The organism is Streptomyces zhihengii, from assembly GCF_016919245.1.
Lineage (GTDB): Bacteria > Actinomycetota > Actinomycetes > Streptomycetales > Streptomycetaceae > Streptomyces > Streptomyces zhihengii.
On the sequence record NZ_JAFEJA010000001.1, the window covers coordinates 4,609,426 to 4,626,839 of the forward strand.

General features: G+C 75.7%; 14 protein-coding genes and 1 pseudogene. 7 read left to right on the forward strand and 8 right to left on the reverse strand.

The features are described 5' to 3' along the window. Nucleotides 1–44: 44 nt before the first annotated feature. The 3 genes from JE024_RS19415 (at nucleotide 45) to JE024_RS19425 (ending at nucleotide 3,443) form a co-directional block, all read left to right on the forward strand. Nucleotides 45–1,070 carry a hypothetical protein gene (locus tag JE024_RS19415; protein WP_205374795.1) on the forward strand — a complete coding sequence of 342 codons (1,026 nt, stop codon included), beginning with the start codon at nucleotides 45–47 and terminating at the stop codon, nucleotides 1,068–1,070. Between the two features lie 653 nt (nucleotides 1,071–1,723). Continuing rightward, the gene (locus JE024_RS19420; protein WP_205374796.1) at nucleotides 1,724–2,368 is read left to right on the forward strand and encodes an HAD family hydrolase; all 645 of its coding nucleotides are present in this window, start codon (nucleotides 1,724–1,726) and stop codon (nucleotides 2,366–2,368) included. 121 nt (nucleotides 2,369–2,489) lie between these two features. Further along, entirely contained in the window at nucleotides 2,490–3,443 is a 954-nt protein-coding gene (locus JE024_RS19425) for an IS481 family transposase (protein WP_205374797.1), read from the forward strand. A 48-nt stretch (nucleotides 3,444–3,491) separates the two neighbouring features. On the opposite strand, the gene JE024_RS19430 is transcribed toward JE024_RS19425, so the two are convergent. Next, entirely contained in the window at nucleotides 3,492–3,743 is a 252-nt protein-coding gene (locus tag JE024_RS19430) for a hypothetical protein (RefSeq protein WP_205374798.1), read from the reverse strand. Between the two features lie 180 nt (nucleotides 3,744–3,923). Between JE024_RS19430 and JE024_RS41935 the strand changes: the two genes are divergently transcribed. Continuing rightward, a complete protein-coding gene (locus JE024_RS41935) occupies nucleotides 3,924–4,307 on the forward strand; it encodes a cold-shock protein (RefSeq protein WP_018847073.1) in 384 nt (127 codons plus the stop codon). Nucleotides 4,308–4,475: 168 nt separating this feature from the next. Here JE024_RS41935 and JE024_RS19440 read toward each other — a convergent pair whose 3' ends face one another. From JE024_RS19440 to JE024_RS19455, 4 genes are all read right to left on the reverse strand, one after another. Further along, entirely contained in the window at nucleotides 4,476–5,315 is an 840-nt protein-coding gene (locus JE024_RS19440; RefSeq protein WP_205374799.1) for a 1,4-dihydroxy-6-naphtoate synthase, read from the reverse strand. Then, nucleotides 5,312–5,989 carry a futalosine hydrolase gene (locus tag JE024_RS19445; RefSeq protein WP_205374800.1) on the reverse strand — a complete coding sequence of 226 codons (678 nt, stop codon included), beginning with the start codon at nucleotides 5,987–5,989 and terminating at the stop codon, nucleotides 5,312–5,314. Before JE024_RS19445 ends, JE024_RS19440 begins: the two co-directional genes overlap by 4 nt. 16 nt (nucleotides 5,990–6,005) lie before the next feature. Continuing rightward, nucleotides 6,006–6,485 (reverse strand): DUF2771 domain-containing protein, encoded by a 480-nt coding sequence (locus tag JE024_RS19450; RefSeq protein WP_205374801.1) that lies wholly within the window; start codon nucleotides 6,483–6,485, stop codon nucleotides 6,006–6,008. A 767-nt stretch (nucleotides 6,486–7,252) separates the two neighbouring features. Continuing rightward, a complete protein-coding gene (locus tag JE024_RS19455; protein WP_205374802.1) occupies nucleotides 7,253–8,617 on the reverse strand; it encodes an MFS transporter in 1,365 nt (454 codons plus the stop codon). A gap of 473 nt (nucleotides 8,618–9,090) precedes the next feature. On the opposite strand from JE024_RS19455, the gene JE024_RS19460 reads away from it, so the two are divergent. Together JE024_RS19460 and JE024_RS19465 are read left to right on the forward strand one after the other, a co-directional pair. Further along, nucleotides 9,091–10,026 (forward strand): DUF3027 domain-containing protein, encoded by a 936-nt coding sequence (locus JE024_RS19460; protein ID WP_205374803.1) that lies wholly within the window; start codon nucleotides 9,091–9,093, stop codon nucleotides 10,024–10,026. Nucleotides 10,027–10,777: 751 nt separating this feature from the next. Then, complete coding sequence (locus JE024_RS19465; protein ID WP_205374804.1) at nucleotides 10,778–13,951, forward strand: sacsin N-terminal ATP-binding-like domain-containing protein; 3,174 nt, start codon at nucleotides 10,778–10,780, stop codon at nucleotides 13,949–13,951. 62 nt (nucleotides 13,952–14,013) lie between these two features. Here the strand turns inward: JE024_RS19465 and JE024_RS41940 are convergent, their stop codons facing one another. The 3 genes and pseudogenes from JE024_RS41940 to JE024_RS42320 all read right to left on the reverse strand — a co-directional run. Further along, nucleotides 14,014–15,162, reverse strand: coding sequence for a hypothetical protein (locus JE024_RS41940; RefSeq protein ID WP_205374805.1), 1,149 nt, complete (start codon nucleotides 15,160–15,162; stop codon nucleotides 14,014–14,016). Between the two features lie 451 nt (nucleotides 15,163–15,613). Beyond that, nucleotides 15,614–15,805 carry a DUF397 domain-containing protein gene (locus JE024_RS41155; RefSeq protein ID WP_372449870.1) on the reverse strand — a complete coding sequence of 64 codons (192 nt, stop codon included), beginning with the start codon at nucleotides 15,803–15,805 and terminating at the stop codon, nucleotides 15,614–15,616. Further along, a pseudogene (locus tag JE024_RS42320) lies at nucleotides 15,714–16,617 on the reverse strand (helix-turn-helix domain-containing protein); the annotation flags it as partial. The pseudogene JE024_RS42320 and the gene JE024_RS41155, both read right to left, overlap by 92 nt. A 368-nt stretch (nucleotides 16,618–16,985) precedes the next feature. Here JE024_RS42320 and JE024_RS19485 point away from each other — a divergent pair. Then, nucleotides 16,986–17,387, forward strand: coding sequence for an ATP-binding protein (locus tag JE024_RS19485; RefSeq protein WP_205376619.1), 402 nt, complete (start codon nucleotides 16,986–16,988; stop codon nucleotides 17,385–17,387). Nucleotides 17,388–17,414: the final 27 nt, after the last annotated feature.

Sequence of the window (17,414 nt, forward strand, 5' to 3'; positions counted from 1 at the left end):
CTGGAACATTCGAGCGTCACGCTGGGAACAGCAGGGGAACGTCCGTGGGGATCGAGAGCGACCAGCTCGTCTTCGACTATCTGAGCCGGGTCGGGGACCTGGCCCAGCAGGCCCAGCTCCCGTCCGGGTCGCGCATGCGCCTGGTGACCACGCTGCGGGGCGAGATCGACCGCCAGCGGAACAAGGTCGGCGGGAACAGCCCGGCGGGGGTGCGCCGCATCCTCGGACGGCTGGGCACGCCGGACGAAGTCGTCGCCGCCGCCGCGGAGGACGGCGGCGGCGCGCCGCCGACGGCCCCGCCCGCGCCGCCCGCCCACCGACCCGCGGAGCCCGCGGCGGACGAACCGCCGGTGCCCCGCCAGCGCCTGCGCTTCCGCGCCCCGCGCCCCCGTACGCCCGAGGCCCCGCCGCCCGCGCAGGCCGCCTCGCCGCCGCACCTCGCGGGCACCGACGAACTCGGGCCGTCCGGCTCGGAACCGGACTGGTGGCGCATCGACCCGGCACCGTTCGGGCCGGGGGACCGGGTGGCCGGCTTCGTCGGCGGCGTCGAGGTCCCGGAGATACTGCGCCCGCCGCGCGAGGACGAGTCCGAGGACCCCGAGGACGGCGACGGCGACCCCGAGGCCACGGAGGCCGAGGAGACCGGGACGGGCCGCCGCCGGCTGCGGCTGCGGCTGCGCCGCCGAGCGGAGGCCGTGCCGGTGGCGGCGGCCTCCGGGACCGGGCTGCGGCTCGGGAACCCGGTGCTCCTGCTGGGCGCGGCGCTGCTCCTCGGCGGGGCGGCGTTCGGCTCGCTGATCCCGCTCGCCGGCGGCTGGCTCATCGCGTACGGCTCCCGCCGCCTGAACCCGGCCCAGACGAAGGTCGCCGTCTTCGTCCTCCCCGGCGCGGCGCTCGCGGGCGGGGTGCTCTGGCTGTGGGGCCGCGTCAACGGGCGCTGGGGGGAGGCGGTGGCGGAGGGGGCGATGCGGGACGCGCTGACGGGGACGTGGCCCTGGGTCCTGAAGTCCGCGGCCGTCGCCACGGCCCTCTACCTCCTCTGGCACGCCCGCCCCCGAGGGCCTCTGTAGCCCACCCGCCGCCCTCATCCCGGGGGGTCCCCCCCCCCCCCGGCGGCGGGCCTCCTCGGCCGTCCGGCGTGGCTTGTGCTCGGGGTGCGCCTTTTCGGACCGTCCGGCGTGGCTTGTGCGGGGTGCGCCTTTCAGCCCGTCCGGCGTGGCTTGCACGGGGTGTGCCTTTTCGGCCCGTGCGGCGTGCCCTGCTCGGGGTGTGCTTTTCAGCCCGTCCGGCGTTTGAGGACACGGCCGTAGGCCGTGCCGGGGCCACCAGCGTGCACGCGCCCCGTGTGCGTATCCGGGTCCTGCGGGGCTCTGCCCCGCACCCCGCGCCTCAATCGCCGGCGAGGCTGAAAGCCAGCCCGCAGGCACGCGGCCCTCGAAGCGGGGCAACTCCAGCCCGTCCGGCGTTTGAGGACACGGCCGTAGGCCGTGCCGGGGCCACCGGGGTGCACGCGCCCCGAGTGCGTATCCGGGTCCGGCGGGGCTCCGCCCCGCGCCCCGCGCCTCAATCGCCGGCGAGGCTGAAAGGTCCGGCGTTTGAGGACACCGTGCGCAGCGCGGTGCCGGGGCCACCGGGGCGCACCGGCCCCGTGCGCGCCACCGGGGTCCGGTGCGGGGCGGGCCGTCCCGGGGGCCGAGCCCCCGGGCTCGGCACAATGGGTGGCATGACCACACACCCCACCCCCACCCTCACCGTCGGCTTCGACCTCGACATGACCCTCATCGACTCCCGCCCCGGCATCCACGCCGCCTACCGGGCGCTCTCCGCCGAGACCGGGGTGTGGATAGACGCGGATCTCGCCGTCACGCGCCTCGGGCCGCCGCTGGAGCAGGAGTTGGCGCACTGGTTCCCGGAGGACCGGATCCAGGAGATGGGCGACCGCTACCGCGCCGTCTACCCGGAGTACGCGATCGAGCCGACGCTCGCCATGCCCGGTGCGCGGGAGGCGATCGAGGCGGTGCGGGCCGTCGGCGGGCGGGCGATCGTCGTGACGGCCAAGCACGAGCCGAACGCCAAGCTGCACCTCGCCCACCTCGGCATCGAGCCGGACGAGACGATCGGCTGGCTGTGGGCGGAGGCCAAGGCGGAGGCGCTGCGCGAGCACGGCGCGAGCGTGTACGTGGGCGACCACGTCGGCGACGTGCGGGGCGCGCGCGTCGCGGGCGCCTGCTCGGTGGCCGTGCCGACCGGCCCCTGCGACCGCGACACCCTGCGCGAGGCCGGCGCCGACGTCGTCCTCGACGACCTCACGGCGTTCCCGGCCTGGCTGGCGGAGTACGCGCGCAACGGGTCCGTCAGGCCGGCCTAGCTGTTCTGTCCAGGGAGGTTGTGGACGGGTGATGCAGGTCTCGGCTGAGGCGGGTTGAACGGGTGAGGGCCTTCCGGGTTCGGTGTGGATTGCGACGTCTGCACCGACCAGAAAGGCCCTCGTGCCCCACCGTAATGCACCCCTGACCGAGACCGGACGCCTTCGCCTGGCCCGCTGCGTGGTCGAGGACGGCTGGCCTCTTCGCCGGGCCGCGGAACGCTTCCAGGTCTCACCGACCACCGCCCAGCGGTGGGCCGAGCGCTACCGGACGCTCGGCGACGCCGGCATGACCGACCGTTCGTCCCGCCCCCGCCACAGCCCGCGCCGGACACCGACCCGCACCGAACGCCGGATCATCAAAGTCCGCCTCCTTCGCCGCTGGGGACCGGCCCGCATCGCCCACCTGCTGGACCTCGTGCCCTCGACCGTGCACCGGGTCCTGACCCGGTTCGGGCTGGCCCGGCTGACTCATCTGGACCGCGCCACCGGCCGCGTCATACGCCGCTACGAACGCGAACGGCCCGGCGAACTCGTCCACGTGGACATCAAGAAGCTCGGCAACATCCCCGACGGCGGCGGCCACAAGGTCCTCGGCCGCCAGGCCGGCCGCAGAACCCGCAAGAACGCCGGCTACAGCTACCTCCACACCGCCGTCGACGACCACTCCCGCCTCGCCTACAGCGAGATCCACCCCGACGAGCGCAAAGAGACCGCGACCGCCTTCTGGACACGAGCCGAGAAGTTCTTCGCCGGTGCAGGGATCACCGTCGAACGTGTCCTGACGGACAACGGCTCCTGCTATCGCTCCCGTGACTGGCGCGACGCACTCGCGGCGGCCGGGATCACCCACAAGCGAACCCGGCCCTACCGACCCCAGACCAACGGCAAAGTCGAACGCTTCAACCGCACCCTGCTGGACGAGTGGGCCTACGCCCGCCCCTACCGGTCAGAGCAGGCACGACGCGACGCGTTCCCGGACTGGCTGCACTTCTACAATCACCACCGCGGACACACCGCACTCGCAGGCAACCCACCCGCCAGCCACGTCCCCAACCTCACAGGGCAATACACCTAGCCCGGGCCGGGTCGGCCCCGGCCGGGGACCGGCCCGGGCGCGGACCGGTCAGGAACGACCGGATCCGGCCTGTCGCCGCTGCGCGGCGATCGAGCGCAGCACCCCGGCCGCGGCGATCACGAACCCGACGCCCATCAGCATGCACACCGCGTACGCGACCGGCGGAAACGGTTCCGTGCCCAGGAACAGCGGGGCCACGGTGACGAGGGTGGCCACCGCGCCGACGATGAAGACGATCGCGCCGACGCGCACCAGTCCGTCGCCCGGCGCGGGAGCCGTGGCCTGAGGAGTAGCAGTCATTCGGCCAGGGTATTCCCTTGCGCGTAGGAACCGATCGGGGACGTCTTGTCACCAGCCTCTGGACCATTAGCCTTGGGGGTGGCGGGTCAGGCGACCCGCTGTAGTGCTATCCAGAGCCGTTTTTCGGCGCCCGACATGCGGTGCCCCCAGCGCCCCACGAGTACGAGGACGAGGACAGACGTGCCTACCGGCAAGGTCAAGTGGTTCAACAGCGAGAAGGGCTTCGGCTTTCTCTCCCGCGACGACGGCGGTGACGTCTTCGTCCACTCCTCCGTGCTCCCGTCCGGAGTCGACGTGCTCAAGCCCGGTCAGCGCGTCGAATTCGGCGTCGTGGCCGGTCAGCGCGGTGACCAGGCGCTGTCGGTGACCTTGCTCGACCCGACCCCGTCGGTGGCCGCGGCCCAGCGCCGCAAGCCCGACGAGCTGGCCTCCATCGTGCAGGACCTGACGACGCTGCTGGAGAACATCACGCCGATGCTGGAGCGCGGCCGCTACCCCGAGAAGACGCAGGGCAAGAAGATCGCCGGCCTGCTGCGCGCGGTCGCCGACCAGCTCGACGTCTGAGCCCCCGCCGCAGCCCGCCGCAGCCGCCCGCCCCCACGCTCACCGCCGCACCGCGTTCGTCGTGCAGCCGCACCGCACGGCCCGCGTCCTGAGCACGGCTCCCGTCCGGCGCACGGCCCCGCCGCACCGCACGGCACCCGCCGCGCCGCACCCGGTGGCCGTGCGCGCTCAGACGAAGGAGAGCGCGTCCGGGCCGAGGGGCGGCACCAGCCCCTCGGCCGCCGCCCGGGTCAGCAGCCCGCGCACGGCCGCGTAGCCGTCCACCCCGAGGTCGTGGGTGAACTCGTTCACGTACAGGCCGATGTGCTGGTCGGCCACGGCCGGGTCCATCTCCTGCGCGTGCGCCAGCACGTACGGGCGGGAGACCTCCGGGTCGTCCCACGCCATGCGCACCGAGGTGCGGGCCGACTCGGCGAGCAGCCGCAGGGTCTCCGCGCCCAGGGACCGCTTGGCGATGATCGCGCCGAGCGGGATGGGCAGTCCGGTCGTCGTCTCCCAGTGCTCGCCCATGTCGGCGAGCGAGTGCAGACCGTACTGCTGGTAGGTGAAGCGGGCCTCGTGGATGACGAGCCCGGCGTCCACCTTGCCGTCGCGCACCGCCGGCATGATCTCGTGGAACGGCATCACGACCACCTCGCCGATCCCACCCGGCACGGCGTCGGCCGCCCACAGCCGGAACAGCAGGTACGCGGTGGAGCGCTCGCTCGGCACGGCGACGGTGCGGCCCTTCAGGTCCACCCCGGGCTCCCGGGTCAGCACCAGCGGCCCGCAGCCGCGGCCCAGCGCGCCGCCGCAGGGCAGCAGGGTGTAGTCGTCCAGCACCCACGGCAGCACCGCGTACGACACCTTGAGCACGTCGTACTCGCCGCGCTCCGCCATGCCGTTGGTGATGTCGATGTCGGCGAAGGTCACGTCCAGCGCGGGCGCCCCCGGCACCCGTCCGTGCGCCCAGGCGTCGAAGACGAAGGTGTCGTTCGGGCAGGGCGAGTAGGCGATCTGCAGGGTCACAGGTGCTCCTGGAGTACGGGGGTGAGCCGGCCGAAGCCGTCGCGCAGCGCGGCGAGCGCGTCGCCGATGCGCCAGGCGGCGCGGTCGCGCGGGCCGACGGCGTTGGAGACCGCGCGGATCTCGAGGACGGGCACCCCGTGCGCCGCGGCCGCCTCGGCCACGCCGAATCCCTCCATCGCCTCGGCCGCCGCCCGGGGGTGACGGACCGCCAGTTCGGCGGCGCGGGCGGCCGTGCCGGTCACCGTGGAGACGGTCAGCACCGGCGCGTGGGCCGCGCCCAGCGCCTCGGCGGCGCGGGCGGACAGCGCGGCGGGCGGGTGGTGCACGGTGCGGCCGAAGCCGAGTTCGTCGACGGGCAGATAGCCGTCGGGGGTGTCGGCGCCGAGGTCGGCGGCGACGATCGCGTCCGAGACGACGAGCGAGCCGAGGGGCGCGCGGCCGGTGAAGCCGCCGCCGATCCCGGCGGACACGACGAGCGCGTACGGCTCGTCGGCCAGGGTCAGCGCCGTCGCCGTGGCGGCCGCGGCGGCGGCCGGTCCGACGCCGGCGGCCAGGACGTCCAGGCCGGGCGCCCTGGTGAGCGTGTACCCGCCCCTCGGGAGGGTGCCCGTGTCCCCCGTGGCGGCGACGGCTTCGGCCTCCGCCGCCACGGCGGTCACGACGAGTACGCGCATGGCGAGGTCCTGCCGGTCAGGAGGACTTCTCGAACTGGAACCGGTAGATCCCGATGACCTTGGTGCCGTTCGTCTCCATGATGTTGACGTCGGCCTTGGTGGTCGGTTCGCCGGTCTGCGAGGAGAAGAAGGCGTTGCCCGGGATGGTCCGGTACGTCTTCTTGTACGGCTCCTGCTCCACCGGCTGCGCGCCGAAGAGGAGCGTCCAGCCGTTCTCGGCGATCTCGGGGTCGACGCCGATGCGGACCTTGTCGTCGAGCGCGAAGTCGATCTTGGTCGGAGTGCCCTGGGTGAGGCACTTCTGCACCTCGGACTCCTTGATCGCCTCGCCGTCGTTGTAGCAGGTCGCCTCTGCGTGGACGGACTCCGTCCCGACCGTCACAGTCACGAGCGGGGTCGGCTTGTCGCAGGCGGAGAGGACGAGAAGCCCGGCGGACACGGCACCGAGAGCGGCGGCGGCCCGGCGGCGCCTGCCGGAGTAGAACGCAACGGTCATGGCCCGAAGGCTATCGGTCCCGGTCGGCCGCGCGTCGCGGGGGTACGGCGCGCCGCGCCTTTGCCCCCACGGGGATGCACGCCCCCGGGGCGCCGCGGCGCCCGCCGCGGGGCGGCCCGGCCCGCCGTACGCCGTGGCCGGCCCGCCCGCCCAACCGCGCCGGGGCGCCCCGCCGTCGCGGGTCCGCCCGCCCCGGTGCGGGCCGGCCGGCCCGCCGCCCCGGAGCCGCGCCGCAGGCCCCGGCCCGCCCTCCGCGCCCCGCCCCGCCGCCCCGCGCGTGTCGCCTCCCGCCCCGCCGGCCCGGCCCACCGGCCGCGGGAACGGCCCTTCGGGCCGCCTGGGGGCGGGCGTTCAGGTCGCCCGGCAGCGGGCTCCTGCGACCCGGGCAGTCGCCTCGGGTCGCAGGGGGCAGCGGCTCGGCGACCGGGAGCAGCGGCTCGGGTCGCCCGGGGAACAGGCTTTGGGGCGGACCGGGGCAGCGGCTCGGCGACCGGGAGCAGCGGCTCGGGTCGCCCGGGGAGCAGGCTTTGGGGCGGACCGGGGCAGCGGCTCGGCGACCGGGAGCAGCGGCTCGGGTCGCCCGGGGAACAGGCTTTCGGGCGGACCTGGGCAGCGGCTCGGCGACCCGGGCAGTCGGCTCGGGCAGTCGGCTCGGGTCGCCCGGGGAACAGGCTTTCGGGCGGACCTGGGCGGTCACTCGGTCGCGCGCCGGTGAAGGGTGTCCGGCGCGCCGGTGAAGGGCGTCCGGGGCGCCGGGGAACAGGTGTTCAGGCGACCCGGGGGCGGGCGCCGCTGCCGGTGCCGCCGCCGCCGCGGCGGGCGGCCGTGAGCAGGCCGCGGTCCGCCGCCAGCGCGCCCATGGCCACGATCCCGGCGGCCACCGACATGCCGACCACCCCGTTGAGCGGCAGCGCGATCCCGATGGCGCCGCCCGCCACCCACGCCATCTGCAACAGCGTCTCCGAGCGCGCGAACGCCGAGGTGCGCACCTGTTCCGGCACGTCGCGCTGGATCAGCGCGTCCAGCGACAGCTTGGACAGCGCCTGCGAGAACCCCGCCGCCGCGGCGAGCACCGCCACCATGCCGGCGCCGAAGAACACCGCGGCGAGGACCGCGGCCGTCAGTACCAGCGTCAGCATCGTCACGATGATCATCTCGGGGCCGCGGGCCTTGAGCCACGCGCCCACCGCCGTGCCGAGGGCGTTCCCGGCGCCCGCCGCCACGCCCACTATCCCCAGCGAGACCGCCGCCGACTGCCCGGCCAGCGGATGCTCCCGCAGCAGGAACGCCAGGAAGAAGATCAGGAACCCGGAGAGCGCCCGGTGCGCCGCGTTCGCCTGGAGGCCGTGCAGCACCGAGGGCCCCACCGTCCGCAGGCTCGGCTTCTTCTCGCCGTGGGTGAGCATGTGCGCCTTGCGCTCGCCCTTCGCCGAGTCCACCTTCGGCGGCATCGTGAACGCCCAGTACGCCCCGAGCACGAACAGCGCGCACGCCCCGTACAGCGGCCACTGCGGCCCGATCTGCTGGAGCCCGGCGCCGATGGGCGCGGCGATGCCCGTCGCCAGCAGCCCGGCGAGCGTCACCCGTGAGTTCGCCTTCACCAGCGAGAACTTCGGTGGCAGCAGACGCGGCACGACGGCGCTGCGCACCACGCCGTACGCCTTGGACGACACCAGGACGCCCAGCGCGGCCGGATACAGCTCCAGACCGCCCGTCGCCACGGCGGTGGACATCAGGATCGCCAGCAGCGCCCGGGCGATCATCGCGCCCGCCATCGCCGCGCGCCGGCCGTGCGGGATGTGGTCGAGCAGCGGACCGATGACGGGGGCGAGCAGCGTGAACGGCGCCATGGTGACGGCCAGGTACAGGGCGACCCGGCCGCGTGCCTCGTCGGTCGGCACGGAGAAGAAGACCGTCGACGCGAGCGCGACGGTGATCATGACGTCGCCGGCGCCGTTCACCGCGTGCAGCTCGATCAGCTTCCCGAGCCCCGACTCGCCCGCGCCGTGCGCGTGCGTCGCCTTGCGGATGCCGCGCGCGGTGCCGGTGAAGGGCCGGCGCAGGGCACGCCCGACCGCCCGGCCCGCTCGTCGCAGCGGCCCGGCGTCGTCGGACGACCTCGCGGTTGCCACGTCGTCATAGTGCCCCAACGGCCGCCGCCGCGAACCGTGATCCGCTTCGGTGGCGCGGCGTGTCCGTCCGCGGCACCGTGCGCGGCGGCGAGGCGCCGGAGAATTTCCTGACGCCCTTTCGGGCCGCGTCCACGGTGCCGTCCGCCCCGTGATCGGCCTCTGTCGCGGGCTCCTTCGGTCCGCGCCCGGCACCCGTCCCGCACGCCTTCCGCTCCCGTCTCGTCTCCCCTCTTGGGACGGGCAGGTGGGCGGGGGGCCGTGAAGGGGGTAGCGTGCGTAGCGCGCCACCGGCGGTTGTTCCCGGCCGCGCGCCTCTTCGGCATCCCGCAGAATGGATGACGTCAGGTGCGCCCGGAAACGGTTCGGTCCGGGCGTGGACGTCGATGCGGCCCTCAGGTCCGCTCCGCCCACCGCCCCGGATCACCCGGACGACAGGCGCACCCGTGAGAACGCGTAGGAGAGAAGCGAGACCTGTGAGTGCTGCGACGACGCGAAGCCGTACCCCCGACCGCCTGTGCGCCGAGGCGGTAGACCTCGCCCGGGAGGCGGCCGAAGAGGCCGCGGCCCCGGGAGTGGTCGGCGAGCACGTATCCCTCGTCTCCGAGGGTGACCGGGTCGTCACCCACTTCTTCGAGTCCAAGGAGCCGGGCTACCGGGGCTGGCGCTGGGCCGTCACCGTCGCCCGCGCCTCCCGCGCGAAGGTCGTCACCCTCGACGAGACCGTCCTGCTGCCCGGGCCCGACGCCCTCCTCGCCCCGGAGTGGGTGCCCTGGAGCGAGCGGCTGCGCCCCGGCGACATGGGCCCCGGCGACCTGCTGCCCACCGAGGCGGACGACCTGCGCCTGGAGCCCGGCTACACCGGCGACGAGGACCCGCCGCCGAACTCGGTCCTCGCGCCCTCGCACGACCTCGTCGAGCGCGTCGACGCGGAGGACGCCGAGCTCACGGACCGCGTCCCCGCCATCGAGGCGACCGACAGCGACGGCCGCGGCCAGATCGCGGCACTCGCCGAGGAACTCGGGATGCGGCGCGCCCGGGTCCTGTCCCGCTACGGCCTGCACACGGCGGCCGACCGCTGGGACGACTCCTACGGCCCGAAGACGGCGATGGCACAGGCCGCGCCGGCCTCCTGCCAGTCCTGCGGCTTCCTCGTCCCGCTCGGCGGGTCGCTGCGACAGGCGTTCGGCATCTGCGCCAACGAGTTCTCGCCGGCGGACGGGCGGGTGGTGTCGCTCGCGTACGGGTGCGGGGGGCACTCGGAGGCGGCCGTGATGCCGAAGCCGCCGGTGCCGCCGCCGCCGGTGCTGGATTCGCTGGCGGTGGACGAGTTTCCGCTGCGGCCGGCGCGGGACAGCGGGTCCGTCTCCACGGACACGGACCCCTCCTCCGACGACCTCGGCCACTCCTAGCCCCCTCGCGGGGCGCCGCTCCAGCCCGGGCTGCTCCAGCCCGTCCGGGGTTCCCTCCTGGGGGTGGACCAGGCCCGGGCTACTTCAGCCCGTGCGGCGTCCCCTCCTGGGGGTGGGCCAGGCCGGGCTGCTTCAGCCCGTCCGACGTTTGAGGACACCGCGCGCAGCGCGGTGCCGCGGCCACCGGGGCGCGCCGCCCCCGCGTCCGTAGCCGGGTCCGGCGGGGCTCTGCCCCGCACCCCGCGCCTCAATCTCCCCCTACGGCCTGGCGGCCGCGGGAGGTGCCCCCATGCGGGGTTGGAAAGGGACGCCCCCGCAGGTGCACCGAGCCGGGCACTCCAGCCCATGCGGGCTTCCCTCCCGGGGGTGGGCCAGGCCGGGCTACTTCAGCCCGTCCCGGGGTGGGCCAGGCCCGGGCTGCTTCAGCCCGTCCCGGGGTGGGCCGGCCCCGGCAACTCCAGCCCGTCCGGCGATTGAGGACACCGCGCGCAGCGCGGTGCCGCGGCCACCGGGGCGCACCAGCCCCGCGCCCGCAACCGGGTCCGGCGGGGCTCCGCCCCGCACCCCCGGTGGGGCTTCGCGGCCGAAACGGCACGTCCCGCAGGGCTCCGCCCCGCACGGGTGTCCGCCGACGCGGTACCTTCGGCCCCGTGGGCACCGACCTGCCCCGTCCAGCCCAACGGCAACAGCGAGCAGCACACCCCGCACCACCACCACGAGAAGCACCCATCGCACAGAGCGGAGCCGCAGCGTGAGCGTCAGGACGACCGAGGGGGCCGACCCGTTCGGGACTGCGCGGTTGCGGCGCGGGGTGCTCGATGCGTGGGGGGCGTCTCCCGCCCGTTTCCGGGAGGACGCGAACGCCGAGGAGGACCTCGCGCTCGGCGGCTACCGCGACCGCCTCGTCGTCGAGCTGGCGCAGAACGCCGCCGACGCCGCCGCCCGCGCGGGCGTCCCCGGGCGGCTGCGGCTGACGCTGCGTCCCGGCGGCCCGGACGACGGCGCCGGGACGCTCGCCGCCGCGAACACCGGCGCCCCCCTCGACGCCGCCGGCGCCGAATCGCTGAGCACCCTGCGCGCGTCAGCGAAGCGCGAGGGGCACGAGACCTCCGTCGGACGGTTCGGCGTCGGCTTCGCCGCCGTCCTCGCCGTCTCCGACGAGCCCGCCGTCGTCGGCCGGCACGGCGGCGTCCGCTGGTCGCTGGCCGAGGCCAGGGACCTCGCGCTTGAGGTCGCGAAGGGCGCCCCCGGTCTCGGCGACGAGCTGCGCCGCCGGGACGGGCACGTCCCGCTGCTGCGGCTGCCGCTGCCCGCCGAGGGCTCCGCGCCCGAGGGGTACGACACGGTCGTGGTGCTGCCGCTGCGCGACGGCGCCGCCGTGGATTTGGTGGAGCGCCTGCTCGCCGGGATCGACGACGCCCTGCTGCTGACGCTGCCCGGTCTCGCCGAGATCGTCGTCGAGACTCCGGACGGCGTCCGGGAGTTGCGGCGCGAGACCGAGGGCGCGTACGTGCGCGTCACGGACAGCGCCGCCGCCGAGCCCCGCCGCTGGCGGGTCGTCGGCCACGACGGTCCGATCGAGGCGGCGCTGCTCGCCGACCGCCCGGTCGAGGAGCGGCTGCGTCCGCACTGGGCGGTCACCTGGGCCGTCCCGGTGGACGGCGACGGCACGCCCGTCCGGCCCGGCACCGCGCCCGTGGTGCACGCGCCGACGCCGACCGACGAGCCCCTCGGCGTGCCCGCGCTGCTGATCGCCTCCCTGCCGCTGGACCCGACGCGGCGCCACCCCGCGCCCGGCCCGCTGACCGACTTCCTGGTGGAGCGGGCGGCCGACGCCTACGCCGAACTGCTCGGCGAGTGGCGGCCGGTGACGACCGGCACCATCGATCTGGTGCCCGGTCCGCTCGGCAAGGGCGAGCTCGACGGGGCGCTGCGCGCCGCCGTGCTGAAGCGGCTGCCCCGGGTCGCCTTCCTGGAGCCCGCGCTGCCCCGCGAGGGCGCGGGCGACGACTCCGGACCGGCCGCGGGCGACGACTCCGGGCTGCCGGACCGGGAGACCCCGCCCGCGCTGCGCCCCATCGAGGCCGAGGTGCTGGAGGGCGGCGGTGCGGAGACGGTGCGGGTGCTGGCCGAGGTGCTGCCGAGCCTGCTGCCCGCCGGTCTGGAGCGCCGGGTCGAGCTGCGCACGCTGGGTGTCGCCCGGGTGCCGCTGACGGAGGCGATCGACCGCCTGGCCGGCCTGGAGCGGGCGCCGGAGTGGTGGCGCCGGCTCTACGACAGCCTCGCCGGTGTCGACCCGGACCGGCTGACCGGCCTGCCGGTGCCGCTCGCCGACGGGCGCACCACCATCGGCCCCCGCCAGACGCTGCTGCCGCTCGCCGACACCCCGCCGCACCTGGCCCGTCTCGGCCTGAAGGTGGTCCACCCCGACGCGTCCCACCCGCTGCTGGAGAAGCTGGGCGCGCTGCCCGCGACGCCGCGGGCCGTGCTGACGACCCCGCAGGTGCGGGCCGCCGTCGCCGGATCGCTCGACGCCGGGGAGATCTGGGACGAGGACGCGGACGCCCTCGACGCCGACGAGCTGGCGGAGACCGTGCTCGCCCTGGTGCGGGACGCCGAGCTGGAGCCGGGTGACGAGCCGTGGCTCGGCGCGCTGGCCCTCGCCGACGAGGACGGCGAGCTCGCGCCCGCCGGTGAACTCGTGTTGCCCGGCAGCCCGTTCGCCTCGGTGATGCGCGAGGGCGAGCTGGCGCTGTGCGACGCCGACCTGGCGGACCGCTGGGGCGAGCAGCCGCTCGCGGCCTGCGGCGTGCTGGCCGACTTCGCCCTGGCCCGGGCCACCGACGTCGTTCTCGATCCCGACGAACTGGAGCCCCGCGAGGGCGACTTCGCCGAGCCGGACGACGCCGGTCTGCTGGACGCGGTCGACGTCTGGTGCGAGGACGTGCTCGACCGGCTGCCCGACACCCCGCTGCCCCCGGTCGCCACGGAGATCGTCGCCGTGCGGGACCTCGACCTCGTCGACGACGACCGCTGGCCGCAGGCCCTCGCCCTGCTGGCGCAGCCCCCGCTGCGGGACGCGCTCACCCAGCCCGTGCGGGTGCTGCTCCCGGACGGCACCACGGAGACGGTCCGCCCGTACACCGCGTGGTGGCTGCGCGACCACCCGGTGCTCGACGGACGCCGCCCCGCGGGGCTGCGGGCGTCCGGCGCCGACCCGCTGCTGGAGGGCCTGTACGAGCCGGCCGACACCACCGGCTTCGAGGACGCCCAGGTGCTGGGCGCCCTCGGGGTGCGCACCTCGGTGGCCGCGCTGCTCGACGAGCCCGGGGGCGCCGCGGAGCTGCTGTCCCGCCTGGCGGACCCGGAACGCCCGGTGCGCCCGGCCCAGTTGCACGCCCTGTACACCGCGCTCGCCGATCTCGACCCGGAGCAGGTGACGCTCCCCGACGAGCTGCGGGCCGTCGTCGACGGCGAGGTGGTGGTCGTGGACGCCGCCGACGCGGTCGTCGCCGACACCCCCGACCTGCTGCCGCTCACCGCGGGGCTGCCGCTGCTGCCGGTGGCGCCCTCGCGCGCCGCCGACCTGGCGGAGCTGTTCCAGGTGCGCCGGCTCGGCGAGGCGGTCACGGCCGAGGTCACGACCGAGGGCGAGGAGCACGAGGTGCCCGCCTCGGTGCGCGTCCTGCTCGGCCCGGCGGCTCCCGAGACCTACGTCGAGCACGACGAACTCCTCGTCGGCGACACCGAACTGGACTGGCGCCGCACCCCGGACGGCACCATCCACGCCTCCACCTTCGAGGGCGTCGCGGCGGGCCTGGCCTGGGCCGCCGGCCAGTGGCCCCGCCGCTTCGAGGTCGCCGCCCTGCTGGAGGACGCCTCCCGCACGGCGGAACTGGAACGCGACCGCTGGTTCGACGCGTAGGCCGGAGGCGGTGACGGGGACCACCCGCGCCCCGGTGACCCGCCCTCGGCGCCGCCGGACTGTCAGCTTGCCGCCGCCAGGGCGCCCTGACGGCAGTCGCGGCACTGCTCCGTCCCTGCGGAGCGGAAGGCGAGCCCGCATCCGTCGCAGGTCACCATCGGCAGGACCGGGGGAGGGGCGGGCAACTCGGGCAGTGGCGGAGGGAGTTCGCGCAGCCGGTGGGCGAGGATGCGGGCGGGGCGGGCCAGCAGGCGGGCGGGGAGGCGGTCCGTGAGGTGGGCGGTGAGGTCCTCGGGCTCCACGCCCCCGGCCAGCCATCGGCACACGGCGGGGACGAGGTCGGCGGTTTCGCGGCGGGAGAGGATCAGCCGCCGGTCGACGAGCCGCAGCGAGGCGAGGATCACCTCGGCGCGGGGGTCCGGATCGGGTGGCGCGTCCGTCTCGTGGGCGGGGGGTGCGGTGTGCTCCCGGGCGGGCGGCGCGGCCGCTTGCGGGGCCGGCGGGGCTTGCGTGTCGCGGGCGGGTGGCGCGGCCGTTTCCGGGGCCGGTGGCGCTTGCGTGTCGCGGGCGGACGGCGCGTCCGACTCCGGGCCGCTGCCGGGGTGGTTGGCCTCCTGCGGAGGAGCGGGGGCCGCCGGGGTGCCCTGAGCGGGCGGGCGGTCGCGTGTCGTGCGCCGGGTGTCCGCGCCGTCGCCCGAGGGGGCCGGGGCGCCCTGCGTCGCGTCACCCACAGGCGGGTGGTCCGGCGTCACGTCCCCCGCGTCGGGGCCGTCCCCCGTCGCGCCCCGCGCCTCACGCGTCTGCCGGGCGGGAGCCGCCACGGAGGCCGCGCACACATCGCCCGGGGGTGCCCCGGTGCCGGGGCGCGGGGCGCGGCGAGGTGACGCGGCGCGGCGGGTGCCCGGGCGGGCCGGGTGGCCGGCGGGCGGGACGTCGTGGAAGAACGTCCGCGTCCCGACCCGGCCCCACGGGCCGCGCTCCACGCGGCGCGCGAGGTAGCCGTCCGTCTCCAGCTCCCGCAGGGCGCGGGAGATCAGCGTCTCGCCCTCGGTGAAGTGCTCGCAGAGGGCGTCGATGCTCACGGCGGCGCCGTCGGGCAGCGACAGGATGTAGCCCGCGACACCCACCGTGACCGCGCTTCCGGGGCGCTGGAGCAGGGAGTTGGCGATCACCGTGAAGTCGGCGGTGAGCCGGGTGCGGACATGGATCACGCCGGACCTCGGAGTTCCGGGCGTCGAAGCCCCGGCGGACGGAGCTCCGGGCGTCGAAGCCCTGGCGGACGGAGCTCCGGGCGTCGAAGCCCCGGCGGACGGAGTTCCGGACATCGAGGCTCCGGAGGGCGGAGCTCCGGCGGGCGCGCACGGGGGCGCGTTAAACTGCGTGGCAGCCATCGGGAAGGGTCTTCTTCCAGATCGGTGAGGCCCTCGATCGGGATTGCCGTCCCGGCCGGGGGCCGCATATGTCTTCGGTTGTTGCGGCGAACGTAGCCGCCGCCTTCCCGCCCCCGCAAGCTCATCACCCGTCCGGGTGACGGGCGGGAGGGGAGGGAGGGCAGGGGTTCTTTCCCCCGGGTTCTTTCAGGGAGTTCGTGGCCCACCGGCCCCCCGTGGACCACGCCCCGGTGGGCCCGGCACGCGGCTCACGGGCCGGGGCCCGGCGGGCTCAGAGGCGGTCGTCGGCCTTCAGGCCGTCCACGAAGGCGGCCCAGCCGGCCGGTGCGAACACCAGGTGCGGCAGGTGCGGCGCCTTGCTGTCACGCACCGGGATCACGCCGGGGACCCCGTCCGCCACCTCGACGCAGTTCCCACCCTCCTGATTGCTGTGACTGCTCTTTCGCCAGACGGCGTTGTGCAGGGGAAGGGCGTCTCGGGTCACGGTGGTCCTCCTCCATCGCGGATCGGATCAGTTCGAGCGACCTGCGCGGGGGCAGGGCCGCCGTCCGGAGCCGATCGTAGGACACCGCGAACCGCCGTACGTCGGACGGATCTTCGAAGAGGCGCCCGTGGTCCGCGCCCTCCGTGTAGGCGACTTCGGAGCCGTCGGGCAGCGTGAGCACGGTGAGTGAGCCGCCCAGCATGTCGTGCTCGCCCTCCGTGAAGGGAAGCACCTGCACGGTGATGTGGCGTTTCCCCGGCGGCCGTCAGCAGCGCGGCGAGCTGGCGGCGCATGACCTCGGCCCCGCCGATCCGCTTGCGCAGCACCGTCTCGTCCAGGATCACCAGCAGTTCCGGGCGGTCGTCCGAGGCCAGGCGCTTCTGCCGCTCCATCCGGGCGGCGAGGCGCTCCTCCAGGTGCTCGGCGTCCCGGTGGGACAGGCCGACGCTCAGGACCGTCCGGGCGTACTCCTCGGTCTGGAGCAGGCCCGGCACCACATGGGCCGCGTACTCACGGATGGAGACGGCCCGCGCCGCGTAGGCCATGAACGTCCGCGACCAGTCGGGGAACGCCTCGCGGTGGACGTGCGGCCACAGGTCGACCAGCAGGCCGTCGGCGCCCAGTGCCGCGTCGAGCGCCCGCGCCAGCTCCCGCGTCGGCCGGGCGCCCGAGGCCCGTTCCACCTGGGTGATCCGGGTGCTCACCACATGGGTGCGCGGCCCGAGTTGGGCCTGGGTGAGACCGGCCGCCGTGCGCAGCCTGCGCACCCGGGAGCCGAAGAGGGCGGCCATCGACGCGTCCGGATCGATGTCCTTGGCCATGGGCTCACTCCCGTTCCTTACGGCTGGTGATGTAAGGCCGTACACCCTTCCGACCCTAGGGCCGCGCCAGCACGCTTGACCACGGAAGGTCACCATCCGTACACCCACGGGTGGTGCTCGTGGCGACAGGGACGAACAGGACGGGCGACGCGGTGCGGGAGACCACGACGACACGGGGCACGGACCCCGCACGGACGGAACAGGGCGACGGACGAGAGGAGTTCGCGCCGACGGAGCAGGGCGACGCACGCGAGGAGCTCGCGCCGACGGAACAGGGCGACAGGAGCGAGCAGGTCGCGCGGACGGAACAGGGCCACGGACGCGAGGAGTTCGCGGCGATGTTCGGGGCCACCCGGCGCGGGGCGCGCCTCGCCCGCCGGGTCGCGGTGCGGCATCTCGCCGCGTGGGGCCACCACCCCGGAACGGACCTCTCCGAGACCGTCGCCCTCCTGGTGGCCGAGCTGGCGGGCAACGCGGTCCGCCACGGCCGGGTGCCGGGCCGCGACTTCCGGCTGGCCCTGCGCCTGGACCGGGCGCGGGCACTGGTGCGCGTCGAGGTCGCGGACGCGTGCGCGCTGCTGCCGCCTGCGGTGCGGCCGCAGCCCGCCGACGACGACGAGTCCGGGCGCGGGCTGCTGCTGGTGGAAGCGCTCGCCGACCGCTGGGGCGCCGAGCCGCGCGACCCGGTCGGCAAGACGGTGTGGGCCGAGGTGTCGGCGGCGGCGGGCGGGGACCGGTAGGGTCGGGATCATGACTGCCGGGTCGGC

Bases quoted from the DNA above. Each gene is read 5' to 3' on its own strand.
- JE024_RS19420 (WP_205374796.1), top strand. From the start codon at position 1,724: ATGACCACACACCCCACCCCCACCCTCACCGTCGGCTTCGACCTCGAC.
- JE024_RS19430 (WP_205374798.1), bottom strand. From the start codon at position 3,743: ATGACTGCTACTCCTCAGGCCACGGCTCCCGCGCCGGGCGACGGACTG.
- JE024_RS19445 (WP_205374800.1), bottom strand. From the start codon at position 5,989: ATGCGCGTACTCGTCGTGACCGCCGTGGCGGCGGAGGCCGAAGCCGTC.
- JE024_RS19450 (WP_205374801.1), bottom strand. From the start codon at position 6,485: ATGACCGTTGCGTTCTACTCCGGCAGGCGCCGCCGGGCCGCCGCCGCT.
- JE024_RS19485 (WP_205376619.1), top strand. From the start codon at position 16,986: ATGTTCGGGGCCACCCGGCGCGGGGCGCGCCTCGCCCGCCGGGTCGCG.